Source organism: Chamaesiphon polymorphus CCALA 037, assembly GCF_003003845.1.
In the GTDB taxonomy this organism is placed as follows: Bacteria; Cyanobacteriota; Cyanobacteriia; order Cyanobacteriales; family Chamaesiphonaceae; genus Chamaesiphon; species Chamaesiphon polymorphus.
Genome location: NZ_PVWO01000147.1, coordinates 1 through 11,873, shown reverse-complemented (window position 1 = coordinate 11,873; position 11,873 = coordinate 1). Strand labels below are relative to the sequence as shown.

Genomic DNA, 11,873 nt, shown 5'->3' with positions numbered 1-11,873 from the left:
ATATTGAGGCAACAGCGAACCGTGAACGTTGATACACCCTAACTTTGGTAAATCGAGAATTTCTTGCGATAAAATTTGCCCGTATGCCACTACTACAAATAGATCTGCCCCCAATTGGCGTAAAGCTTCGATCGTTTCGGGGTCTTTTTTGATCCGTGCGGGTTGCCAAATTGGCAAATTATGCGCCACCGCTAACTCTTTAATCGGCGATGGCGATAGTTTATTGCCTCTCCCACGGTTCTTATCCGGCTGCGTTACCACCCCCACCACCTGAAATTGTAGCTCTGCCAAAAGTTTTTCCAGCGTGGGAATGGCAAATTGAGGGGTACCGAAGAAGACGATTCGCATTGAGTGGGGAGTGGGGAGTGCGGAGTGGGAGTGTCGAGTGGAGAGTGCGGAGTGGGGAGTTTGCAGAAGATGAGTGTTTAGGATCGGATGTTTATTAAGTAAATAGTGCTAACCGTTACCTACTCCCAACTCCCAACTCCCAACTCCCAACTACTTCACCGCCACTTGTCGCTGCACGCTAGCTTGCAACATCGGCGTGTTGCTTACAGAGTCATTCGCGATCGTAAAGAGGGGATTGGAAAGAATGCCTGCGAGGGAAGTCGCAATCAATCCAGCTAGAGTAGCCACTTGCAGCGAGCGCATTCCAGGGAGGTTCCAATTAGTAGCTGGGTAGTTTTTGACAACATCCGACATTTCATTGGGTTCTTTGACTACCATCATCTTGACGACGCGGAGATAGTAGTAAATCGAGACGACACTAGTTACCAGTGCGAGTAAGACTAAACCATAAGCACCAGCTTTCCAGCCAGCCCAAAAAATGTAGATTTTGCCGAAAAATCCTGCCAAGGGCGGAATCCCACCGAGCGACAGCAAGCAGATACTCAGTGAGAGGGTAAGGAAGGGATCTTTTTGGTATAGACCAGAATAATCGCTAATGCGATCGGTTCCTGTGCGTAGTGTGAATAAAATCACGCAGGCAAAGGCACCCAAGTTCATGAACAGGTAAACGAATAGGTAAAATACCATGCTCGCATAACCAGTCTCGGTACCAATGACCATCCCAATCATCACAAATCCAGCTTGAGCGATCGAGGAATATCCTAACATCCGCTTCATACTGGTTTGTGCTAGAGCAACGACATTCCCTAGCACCATACTCAAAATCGCCAGTGCGGTAAAGACAAAGTGCCACTGCTCGATGACTTGAGGGAAAGCGGTAACCAACAAGCGAATTGCCAGCGCGAAGCCAGCAGCTTTGGAACCGACAGACAAGAAGGCAACTACTGGAGTTGGCGAACCTTCATAAACATCTGGCGTCCATTGGTGAAATGGTACCGCCGAAATTTTAAAAGCAATTCCCGCGATCGTAAATACCAAAGAGACAACTAAGCCCAACGATAGACTACCACTAGCCCCAGCAATGCCTCTGGCGATCGCCTCCAGTGTCGTTTCCCCGCCAGATAAGCCGTACAGTAAAGATATGCCGTACAAAAATACCGCCGAACTAGATGCCCCAATCAGTAGATATTTTAGGGCTGCTTCATTCGATCGCGGATCGCGTTTCATGTACCCAGTCATCAAATAAGATGAGATACTCAGGGTTTCCAACGACACGAAAATCATGACTAGCTCGGTAGATCCAGAGAGAAACATCCCCCCCAAAGTGGCTGTCAATAAAATTGCCACGAATTCAGCTAGCGCAGTTCCTGTCTGCTCCACATAGCTAATCGACATCAGAATTGTCACCGCAGCCGACAGCACGACGATCGCCCGAAACACTACACTGAGTGGATCGCTACTATATGCCCCAATAAACGAGACTGGCTGCGGATTATCCCACTGCAAGATTAGAGCCACTAGCGAACATACCAATCCGCCTACCGCAAAATAGGAAAGATTGCGGGCAATACTGCGCCCAAAAATTAAGTCTCCAACTAGAATTCCCAACAGCGTAATCAGGACGATTCCTTCTGGCAGAATCGTCCCAGCATTGAGCTGGGTAACTAAATTATTAAAATCCATAAGTATTTAACTCGATAAGAACTGAATCATCGTCGATCGCGTAGCTTTGCTGCGGCAAATCGCCTTTAGAATACTCACTCAGCATGTTTTATCGATCTTACCGTAATGCTGTCAACTACCCACCGCTAATTGTTTCGCCTGACGGCTCACAATATAGCGGGGGCTTGTAATAGCCCTGATATGTTCTGCGCAAGTTGCAAGACAATATCGAACCTTCGAGCGCATTGACTGGCACTCCAAGAGCAGCAATATTCATGCTGCCATTTGAATCAGCATCACCAACAAAACCACAATGACCGCACTTAAATCTTTTACCAGAACGATAAGACTGCCCCTTGACAGGGTGGATGTGCAGGCATTTATGGCACATCTGGGACGTGTAGCGCGGGTTAACCATCACTACTTTGACTCCAGCCCCAATCGCTTTGTAGGTCAAGAAAATTCGCAGTTGATAAAACGCCCAGCTATTGGAGCGTCTGCGTTCAGTCTTAGACCTCGGCTGTTGATTGGTTCGTTCTCGGATTCCGGTCAGATCTTCCAAAGCAATGCTAGACTTACTAGCTTTTGCCTTAGACACGATGGTTTTGCTGATGACATGATTTTGATTCGTTTGATAACGTCGCTCTCTGCCCGAGAGTCGTTTCAAGATCTTGCGGCACCTGCGCCGTGTCGATCTAGTACCTTTCATGGCTTTGCTTTGGAGCGATGCTCTGGTTCGAGCAAATCTATCTCTAGTTGCTTTGATATCTTTACCACTCCAACTGTCGCCGTCACTAGTCACGGCAATGTCAGAACGTCCCAGATCTACACCGATGACCCTTTCTGGTTCGGTGGTGTCTGGTGGAATAGTTTTTACTTGGATGTGGATGTAGTAGCTACCATCTTGATGTTTGCAGAGTTGGGCAGATGTTGGCTTCTTGCCGTCAAGATTAACAGCTTGATATTCTCCAATATCCAATGGAATGCGATAACGACCATTCATCAGCGTCAAGCTGACAACGTTGTCTTTCTGTCTGAAGTCGAAGATTCTGGCATCATAATCGATGCTTGTAGCATCAAAAGACTCTACTGTTTTCTTCTTGGCTTTAGCAGTTTTCCGATTGGCTCCAACTCTAGCGCAAACACGAACAGCCAGATTAGCACTAAGCCCAAACATAGAGCGCAAGTCTTGATAAACCAAGTTTTGGATGGTTACAGAGCTTGTCGTCTGAGGCTTAACTACTTCATTGGCATAGTTGCAAGCATCAGCAAATGCCTTCAGTGTTGCCTCAATTTGGGCAACGTGTTCTGTCGTTGGGCTAAGTTTGCAAACGATGGTAAGTATTTGTTCCATACGCTCAATAATATCACATGTGATATCGACAAGCAATGTTTTGACGTGGAAAAACAAGGAATTTGTTCGCGTCCTCATAAACCCGCCCATCGCGCTAGGGCTGCGCCTGCTAGTTTGTGGGCGGGTGCAATCGTCCGCTCACTCGCATTCCTCTACTGGTCGGGTGACCCGACCAATCCACCGCTGACAAAGCAAAAGGGAGTACCCTCGTGGTACAGCGGGGGCATCCTGCTGTTCTAGGTGACTAAGGAGACAGGGAGAATGAGAGACGGGGAGACAAGGTGAACTATAAAAGGATGCTTGCGTTCAAAGTTTCTATTCACTATCCACTGTCCACTATCCACTATCCACTACCCTACTCCCGTTCTGGTAACGAACAACAATTAATATCATTCAAACAAACCTTGCCCCATTGAAGTGCCCATCGGACTAAAGCCACCCGATTATCGACACCAGTACCTGCTTTTTCGAGAATATTACTAATGTGGTTATCTACAGTCCGTTTGCTAATTTCTAATCGATCGGCAATATCCTTGTTAGTCAAGCCAGCAGTAACCAGTTCGATTATTTCTACTTCTCGATCGGAAAGTGTAGCAGGTACTGGAAACTTATCATCTTCGGTCACGATCGACTGCCTCAACTTTACTTGTTTCTAATCCTCGATGCGCTCGTTCAATGAAGGGGCTACTCGTGCTGTGGGCGTAGTCTCTCCCCGAACGATACGAAATCGATGTATGCCAACGATTCTAATCCTTAGAGCCAACTAGCCGCCATCATTTTCAGATATTTTCTGTAAGGAGATCGACATCTGGCTTTGTCTGGGGCGGTAGTTTGCACATTTATAAACAGTGTAATTGAAGATCTCAGTTACAACCGACCGCCACCAGGATAAATTTCTGGAGATCGCCGACTAACCCTGTCAAAAATTAGTCGGCTTTGCTCACATAACTGCGCATCACTCGTCCGCAACAGCGTAGTTTACTATAGTAACCGCAACTGACGGGATCTTCCGTGCGATCGGTCAAAATATTGATTCCAATCCCATTTCTACCCATCTGAATTCCCGAACTGTGAATATATTTTAAGTCACCTAAATACAGTGCCACATGGTCGGTTTTGGCTGGCGTTCCAAAAAAGATCGTATCTCCAGGTAACAGATCGTCGATCGAGATCTGCTCGACAAAAGCCTCCTGTTGATAAGAATCTCGCGGTAACCAGACGCCTACCGAGCCAAATGCCGCCTGCATCAAACCCGAACAATCATAATTAGGTGCCACAGTTCCCCCCCACAAGTAGCGATTGGGTATCTGCATGGCAGCTAGAGTAAAGGCAATAACTTCAGGTATTTTAGCGGCGATCGTCGTGCGGTCGATGGTTGCCGCTTGATAAATATCTGTGGCTAATTCTAGCCGATCTACATCCTCCAGCTTCAACCACGCATGATAATCATCCTCACACAATCGTACTGGCAGAGCCTGTTCTGTTGGCGCGATCGATTCGATTCGCAAATGTCGGTTTGCTGCTGCTTGAGTAGCTAAACCCTCACACAGCGGCGAGCTGTAAAGATCGAGATCGACTCGGCATCGATATTCAGTAAGCGTAGATAAGTTGGTCATTTTTACTAGTGATTTAGATATTACTCGCAAGCATGGTTTCGTCTCAAACTCGAACTCGTCGAGCGATCGTCTGGAAATTTACTGAGATACATTTTGAAATTGACAGATTGTTTTAAGTGAAACTACTTAGCGATCGCAGTCACATTTGCGATCGGAAAAACAGGCTAAGATTGACTCCAAAGCATCTACAATCGATCGACAGAACGCGGATGCTAGATCTGCTATGTATCTAGGGATCCAAATTGCCCTGCAAAAAAGTTTACACCAATAAAAGTCGCTGTTTGTAATTTCTTCTCATTATCTGGGAATGTTAATAATGCTGACAGATGAGTGTTCGCGATCGAGTCTCCGTCGGAGCAATACCGAGAAACATCAGCCATCAGTAATTTCAAAATTTTATCTTCAGTGAGGAGTCATTGACTGTGACGAGCCAATCGCCTAAATATAACGCTCAAGGTTTCACCTTAGTAGAAATGCTAGTAGTTGTGAGCATTATTGGCATCATCATGGGAATAGCAGTACCTTCATTGTTGGCATTGAATAAACCGTTGCGCGATGGCTCATTACAATTTAAGAGCCAGCTCAACCTGATTCGATCGAAAGCGATTTCCAGTAACCAAGCTTATCGCCTCAGACCAAAATTTACAAATCGCGCTAGCTACGATGGCGGGATCCCAAGCAATTTTGTTGTTGAATATGCAGCTAATTGTAGTGTCAAAGAGAATCTCGATCCTCCTGCTGCATTGCGTTGGCAAATGGCATCACAACTAGATCTCGATTTACCACCTCAAGTAGGCATTACAGATTTCTCCACCGCAGTAACATTTGGTGCTCCAGTGTCAGCAACAATTCCTAACAATGACTTAAATTGGAATATTTGCTTCGACAATCGAGGAATTGTTGCTACACCCAGACAATTCATTATTAGAGATTTTCAAAATACTAGCAAGGCCAAAATAGCAGTTATTTCTATTGGTAGGCTAGGTCTAGTTGATATTTATACTTACGCTCAAAATAATGCGGCTTCATATGGGGCAAACACAGATCTTAACGATGGAGGAAGTCCACCACAACCAGTGTTCTGATCGTAGAGTTAATTCAATTAGCAAGTATTTAAATGTCGATTCACAGAATATATATACTCCAGATGAAAGCAATATTAAATCCTATATTAAAAAATAAAACAAAAGAGACGTCAGATCGAGGGTTTAGCTTGGTAGAGACAGCGATCGCTCTGACAACACTAGGTGTCTGTCTTGCGTATGCAATGCCAGTATTTCTATATGCCAAAATAAATAACTCTAAAAGTGAGATTCGGACGGGTGCTCTAATTATTGCCCAGCGAGTATTCGATGATATTCGATCTAGAAGAATTTCCGATTTACCAACCGATCCACTTGCGCCCGAAATAAAAACTGAAGCTACCCATCCTTTAATAGTTAAAGCAATGGGTAGAAATTATCAATCAAGAGTTACTTATTGCGAAGTTGCTGCTGATTGCAGCGATAAATATCGAAAATTTAAAGTGGAAATATTTTATAATGGCTCAACAGATGAAGAAAAAGTTTACGATCTTGAAGGCACTTTTACCGACTTTGAATAAAGATAAAAACTCTAACGAAGGATTTACCTTGTTAGAATTAATAGTCGGCTTATCAATCATGTTTATAGTTGGCGGTTTGGCAACCAATGCTTTTATTGAGGCTAGTCGTAGCTTTAATACAGACAAAAAAAATATTGATTCCAGTCAAAATTTATCGGCTGTGCTAGAGCTAATCGGTAATGATATCAAGCAATCTGGCGAACAAATGAACGACAGATTGTTTCCAGTCGTTAAAATAGAAAAAGTACCTGTGGGCGATCCCGATAATATGCCAGGTTCTTCTAAAATTACTATTCGGAGAGCTTTATCATCACCGTTGACCTTATGTCAAGAAATTACTAGTGCATTTACAGGCACAGAAATAATAGTTACAAATGACTCAGAGTCAGAAGCAAACTGCAAACTTGGAACACCATCAACAACGACATTACCGTCGGCAACGATCGTCAGACCGACAAGATTAAAAGAGGCTCGTGACAAACGTTGTCAACTTGATGATATTAATGGAGACTATTCTAGTCCCAGTACGACAGATTTTTGCTTGGCTACCAAAGCAACTCCAGATCTCGAACAAGTTTCCGCCGCTATATCAGACGAAGCTGGAAACATGCGGACTTTTAAGTATGTAGATGACGGAGCTATCTCTGGCACTAGTTATAAAATTGATATTACTGGACTTTCAGCCGATGCCAATACTTATGCTGTAGGCAGACCTATTTATTTGATTGAGGAGCGAGTCTACGCTTTAAGAAAAGATGGTAGTTTAAATCTGCAAATAGATGGCAAGTCTGGTGGCGATACATTGATTAAAAGAATGGATAAGTTCAATGTTTCTGCTAGAGTTTATGGAGATAAAGATACCAAACAACCCGATATAATAAACGCCGCAACACCGCCCGTTAAGCCCAATCTGTTACCAGTATCGCGACGGTGCGATGCAGCCATTCCATACTACATTTGCGAATTCAATACAACCAGTGTGGATGATTGGAAAACAATCCAAGGCATTAAGGTAGAATTAGAAGCGAAATATGATGGTACGGGAAAAGGTGCCATCGCTAGTGCAGCCGATACGGAAAGGCTCAAGGCTGCTGCGGAATTTTTCCCACGGAATGTATTGTCTAAGTAATTACGGTATGCTGGAGAAACGATTACTGTAGTTAGATCTGGGGGTAGATCGCATGAGTTGGCAAAGTGAGGAGACAGTAGCAGACAGATTTTTCGGGGGTTTGGCTTATTTACTGCCGATCGTGAATGCATACTTTTTTGGTGACTTTATCTTCGGGCAATTCCCAATCGTCGAACAATTGTACGGGCCACTGATGCCACTAGTGGGAATCTATAGTGGCTTTGGTGGTTTCATTCTATTCTTATTGTTATACGCTGGCGTGGCGGTCAATCCTCAAATTAGCCGCTTTATTCGCTTTAATGTGTTTCAAGCGATTCTGATTGGCATTCTGCTATCTTTGTGTAGATTGTTGTTGCAAGCTGTCCTACCAGGAATTCCCGGTTTGGGGGCGATAACTCAGGTATTGCGGAATACGGTGTTCTTGGGTACGTTGGCGATCGCTGGTTATGGCATCATCATGTCAGCATTGGGTAAGTATACAGACATTCCACAGTTATCGGAGACGGCACGGATTCAGGTCGATCGCTACTAAAAAAATATTGACGCGATCGAGTCAGATCTGTCATAATAAGGGGCTGTCTATAACTTAAGCTCGGATCGGGTTACAACTCACAAATGTCTCAGCACCTAAGAAAGAGACTACCCGTACGGCATTTCACATCATTAAATCTATGACTTACGCAATTATCGAAACTGGTGGCAAGCAAATGCGGGTCGAACCAGGTCGCTTTTATGACATCGAACTGTTATCTGGAGAACCAGACAGCACCGTCTCGATCGATAAAGTATTCTTGCTCGAAAATAATGGCAACATCCAAATTGGTCAACCGCTAGTTGCTGGTGTTACCGTTGAGGGTACCATCATGCGTCACTATCGGGCGCGCAAGGTGATTGTCTATAAAATGAAGCCTAAAAAGAAAACCCGCAAAAAACGCGGTCACCGTCAAGAAGTGACTCGATTGATGATTGATTCTATTAGCGTCAATGGCGCGGTTATTGCCTCGGCTGAAGCTGTTGCAGCCTAACTAGTACCAACCGCATCGACGATCTTGCACACTTAATTTATAATTTGAGGTAATTATGGCTTCTAAGAAGGGTACGGGTAGTACTAGAAACGGACGGGATTCAAACGCCCAGAGATTGGGTGTTAAAAAATATGGTGGTGAAGTAGTCAAAGCTGGCAATATCATCGTGCGCCAACGGGGATCTTCTTTCCATGTCGGCAATAATGTCGGTCAGGGTAAAGATTACACCATCTATGCTCTAGTTGATGGCGTTGTCACTTTCGAGCGCAAAGGTAAAAACGGTAAAAAAATTAGCGTTTATCCCGTTGCGGCTGCTGCTTAGAACTAATTTTAATTAATTTGGTAACGAAAATAGGAACATACTCAAAGGTATGTTCCTATTTTGTTTAAAGGAAACTACTGCCAACATCGATCGGCATTACAGACAAAGCCGATCGGGTGATGGGTAAAGTGAATCACTGATAATTTTTCACCACCGTGGGCATAAGCCCGTTCCTGGGTTATCCATTCGCCCCGAACTCGCAATTTAGAACCGTTCTCAATGCCAGGGACAGATGTTGGTAGTCCCAAGCGATCGCCAAAGCGCACCGATAAGAACACCCGCTCAGAGCCATTTATGACCCGTTTCAAGTCATTTTCGACGTCCGGATCGCCCTCGATCGCTTTAGTAACATTCAGGATCGCTTGCTGGTGACGATCTCCCCCATGATTGTCGATGCCCAGATATTCCACGACTGTAACGGCAATTTCCACTACATCCCGCTCGCGACGCTTGCGCATCTTTTTCCGTCGCGCCTCCAGACCGATCTCTGGTTCTTCCAGTCTGTCGGCAATAGCTTGGGCTTGAGAGTAGGACTCCAGAAATGCCTCAAAGCTCTCGAATTGGCCGAAACCCCTGGTACGGATGCTCGATCGTCGAGGATGGCGAATATCGGCAAGGCTGCGTAATGGTCGATCGGTGGGATCTCCCTGAATGACATCAGCCGCACGCACGACATTTCCAAAATCTAACCCAGTTAATTCTTCCAGACGGGCGATCGATACCTGAAAATTGTTGAAACTGCCAACTGGCAACCGCTCGAAGGGGATGTTGGTCGCAAATTGTTTCTGACTGACGATATAAGCACTCGTATACAGTCGATTGGCACCATCGACTACAGCTACCAGCTTCCAAAACGCCTGCGGAATCTTCACCCCACGGTGTACCTCATCCTCGTTCCGAAATAGTGGCCCTGTGAAGACACTGGCTTTAAGATCGTCTTGGTCGGTATTGGTGAGGATAAAATTCTCTAATCCTTGCCAGAGTGTCGCACCCTGATTGAAGGCGTAATACTGCGGCGAACAATTCGTCCAGTGAAAAGAATCCTCATTGGCACGAGCCGCTGTTGCCGGATCGCCCCAAACCGGATCGAGCCGTCGCACCAAGTGACCGCGATCGAAATAATTTCCGCCCGGTTCGTTACTATAAAAATCATTGCCGATCTGGAGATTTTGCGGCAGCCGCGCATCGTAGTACCACGCATCGTCGCGACCCAAGCCGACCGATTGCGAACCGTCAATATTGACCGCCGTGAAAAAAGCCAGCCGTCGATCGGCATTGAAGACGATCGAAAAATGCTCGTATTGCAACACATTATCCTGAGTGCCACTCACTGGCGCAATGCTACCAAATCTTAGGGCGCGATCGGTCAGGCTCGGCAGAGGAATTACTTGACCGAGGAAATTTGGATCGTAACCCGTGCGTCCGGCAAAGTGCTCGATCGAATGAACCTGAGTCCGCGTCCGCCGCGCTTCTAGAAATTCATCAGATTCAGTAGCAGTAGCGGCGATCGGGCTGGCAGTGGCGATCGGGCTGACAATACTGACCCGCTCGTTCCGACCAGACAGAGGACGAATGCCGTCGATATCGTCGAGCAAATCTTTCACCAGTACTGAGGCATTAGCAGCTTGCTGTTGCTGCTGCTGGCGAATATTACTGACGATCGAGCTGACTCGAATCCCCTCATTGCCCTCCCAGCGCAGTAAATCAGCGGCCAAAGCCTCTGCTTCCGCTTCAGAAATCCAGTCGCCAGAAGTGCGTTGATACAGCGTTGCACCGTTGTCTTTTTTGGTGACAGGCACGCCTCGGTGATGCACGGCCACTACTTGCCAGCTATCGTTAAAAACTGGCGCACCGGAGGAGCCGGGAGCTGTATCGGAGACATACCAGAGAAAGTCTTTCTCGAATCCAGCTTGCCCAGCACCAATTTGGATCGTTTTGTTCTCGCGAATGGCAATAAATTTTTCCTCGCCATTGGGATGTTGAATGATGGTGACGAAATCTCCCGGTCTTACCTTGTGGGTGCGTGGTTCGAGCCGGAGAAATCCAAATTCGTCGAGCCGAGTACTGCGATCGTCGGATTCTGGCATCACGGCTACTAGCGTGTAATCCAGTTCATTTTTATCAGATGTGATGAAAGCCAGATCGGGATCGAGGTGAAAACGGCGACTGGTTTTGAATCGGCCATTGGCATCTCGTTCGTACCCGAATTCGATTACCGCTCGCCGTGCGGCCTCTGGGCTGTTGATGACATGGTTGTTGGTAATCATCAAGCCGGGTGAAATCAGGAATCCCGTGCCCCAATTGCCAGTGCCACCAAATTCCTCTGGTACATCTATCCGGCCTACTGCCGCTGCTGCCATAACACCTCTAGTGAGGTAATTTACTGGCAAGAGGTCGTTTCGACCCATTAGGGTCTCGAAATCCCGCCCAGTGAAGCCACCGCCACTCCGAGCAGCGTGGGTAATCCGCGCTCCCAACTCAGCAGCAGTTGGCTCTGTATCTGGTTTCACAGAGTTACGCAGCGATCGTAATTTATCGATAAACTCATCGCTAAACGTTTGTTCAAAATCAAGGTAAGGCATATTAATTCTCATCCTCTCCGATGTACACAGATTGCTATGACGACAAATATTGCTTGTTGAAAATGTGCTCTGAATGATGTCTGTCAGCAACTTACCAGAGATTAGACTCCAGCATGTGACTGCAATTGCGCCCCGTTCGATCCAGCTCTCTATTTTTATTAAGAGATAAAAACAATGTCAAAATTAACAAAGATTATACGTAATACATGCTTTAAATAATTCAAATGTATTT

Annotated in this window: 12 protein-coding genes; 6 read left to right on the top strand and 6 right to left on the bottom strand. The window is 45.8% G+C overall.

From position 1 onward, the window contains the following. The 5 genes from C7B77_RS13090 to C7B77_RS13070 all read right to left on the bottom strand — a co-directional run. Positions 1-348: methionyl-tRNA formyltransferase (locus C7B77_RS13090; protein WP_281261354.1), on the bottom strand; the 348-nt coding region annotated here is incomplete at its 3' end. Between the two features lie 150 nt (positions 349-498). Continuing rightward, positions 499-2,031 carry an NAD(P)H-quinone oxidoreductase subunit N gene (locus C7B77_RS13085; RefSeq protein ID WP_106305246.1) on the bottom strand — a complete coding sequence of 511 codons (1,533 nt, stop codon included), beginning with the start codon at positions 2,029-2,031 and terminating at the stop codon, positions 499-501. 115 nt (positions 2,032-2,146) lie between these two features. Next, complete coding sequence (locus C7B77_RS13080; RefSeq protein WP_219892135.1) at positions 2,147-3,364, bottom strand: RNA-guided endonuclease InsQ/TnpB family protein; 1,218 nt, start codon at positions 3,362-3,364, stop codon at positions 2,147-2,149. 355 nt (positions 3,365-3,719) lie between these two features. Next, entirely contained in the window at positions 3,720-3,989 is a 270-nt protein-coding gene (gene pedR, locus C7B77_RS13075; RefSeq protein ID WP_106305249.1) for a photosynthetic electron transport-dependent transcriptional regulator PedR, read from the bottom strand. A gap of 301 nt (positions 3,990-4,290) precedes the next feature. Beyond that, positions 4,291-4,980, bottom strand: a complete 690-nt coding sequence (locus C7B77_RS13070; RefSeq protein WP_106305240.1) for a C40 family peptidase — start codon at positions 4,978-4,980, stop codon at positions 4,291-4,293. Positions 4,981-5,402: 422 nt separating this feature from the next. Here C7B77_RS13070 and C7B77_RS13065 point away from each other — a divergent pair, with 422 nt between their 5' ends. From C7B77_RS13065 to rpmA, 6 genes are all read left to right on the top strand, one after another. Continuing rightward, positions 5,403-6,065 (top strand): pilus assembly FimT family protein, encoded by a 663-nt coding sequence (locus C7B77_RS13065; protein ID WP_181243854.1) that lies wholly within the window; start codon positions 5,403-5,405, stop codon positions 6,063-6,065. Positions 6,066-6,127: 62 nt separating this feature from the next. Beyond that, a complete protein-coding gene (locus C7B77_RS13060; protein WP_106305234.1) occupies positions 6,128-6,583 on the top strand; it encodes a type IV pilus modification PilV family protein in 456 nt (151 codons plus the stop codon). Further along, complete coding sequence (locus C7B77_RS13055; RefSeq protein WP_181243853.1) at positions 6,534-7,712, top strand: PilW family protein; 1,179 nt, start codon at positions 6,534-6,536, stop codon at positions 7,710-7,712. The genes C7B77_RS13060 and C7B77_RS13055 overlap by 50 nt, the downstream gene beginning before the upstream one ends. 52 nt (positions 7,713-7,764) lie before the next feature. Beyond that, the gene (locus C7B77_RS13050) at positions 7,765-8,244 is read left to right on the top strand and encodes a Tic20 family protein (RefSeq protein ID WP_106305229.1); all 480 of its coding nucleotides are present in this window, start codon (positions 7,765-7,767) and stop codon (positions 8,242-8,244) included. A gap of 139 nt (positions 8,245-8,383) precedes the next feature. Continuing rightward, positions 8,384-8,737, top strand: a complete 354-nt coding sequence (rplU, locus tag C7B77_RS13045; RefSeq protein ID WP_106305226.1) for a 50S ribosomal protein L21 — start codon at positions 8,384-8,386, stop codon at positions 8,735-8,737. A 55-nt stretch (positions 8,738-8,792) separates the two neighbouring features. Then, a complete protein-coding gene (gene rpmA / locus C7B77_RS13040) occupies positions 8,793-9,059 on the top strand; it encodes a 50S ribosomal protein L27 (protein ID WP_106305223.1) in 267 nt (88 codons plus the stop codon). Between the two features lie 74 nt (positions 9,060-9,133). Here rpmA and C7B77_RS13035 read toward each other — a convergent pair whose 3' ends face one another. Next, positions 9,134-11,641 carry a DNA/RNA non-specific endonuclease gene (locus tag C7B77_RS13035; protein ID WP_106305220.1) on the bottom strand — a complete coding sequence of 836 codons (2,508 nt, stop codon included), beginning with the start codon at positions 11,639-11,641 and terminating at the stop codon, positions 9,134-9,136. Between the last annotated feature and the right edge of the window lie 232 nt (positions 11,642-11,873).

Coding starts and splice junctions, on each gene's coding strand:
- rpmA (WP_106305223.1), top strand. CDS start 8,793: ATGGCTTCTAAGAAGGGTACGGGTAGTACTAGAAACGGACGGGATTCA.
- C7B77_RS13080 (WP_219892135.1), bottom strand. CDS start 3,364: ATGGAACAAATACTTACCATCGTTTGCAAACTTAGCCCAACGACAGAA.
- rplU (WP_106305226.1), top strand. CDS start 8,384: ATGACTTACGCAATTATCGAAACTGGTGGCAAGCAAATGCGGGTCGAA.
- C7B77_RS13060 (WP_106305234.1), top strand. CDS start 6,128: ATGAAAGCAATATTAAATCCTATATTAAAAAATAAAACAAAAGAGACG.
- C7B77_RS13070 (WP_106305240.1), bottom strand. CDS start 4,980: ATGACCAACTTATCTACGCTTACTGAATATCGATGCCGAGTCGATCTC.
- C7B77_RS13055 (WP_181243853.1), top strand. CDS start 6,534: ATGAAGAAAAAGTTTACGATCTTGAAGGCACTTTTACCGACTTTGAAT.
- C7B77_RS13035 (WP_106305220.1), bottom strand. CDS start 11,641: ATGCCTTACCTTGATTTTGAACAAACGTTTAGCGATGAGTTTATCGAT.
- C7B77_RS13085 (WP_106305246.1), bottom strand. CDS start 2,031: ATGGATTTTAATAATTTAGTTACCCAGCTCAATGCTGGGACGATTCTG.
- C7B77_RS13050 (WP_106305229.1), top strand. CDS start 7,765: ATGAGTTGGCAAAGTGAGGAGACAGTAGCAGACAGATTTTTCGGGGGT.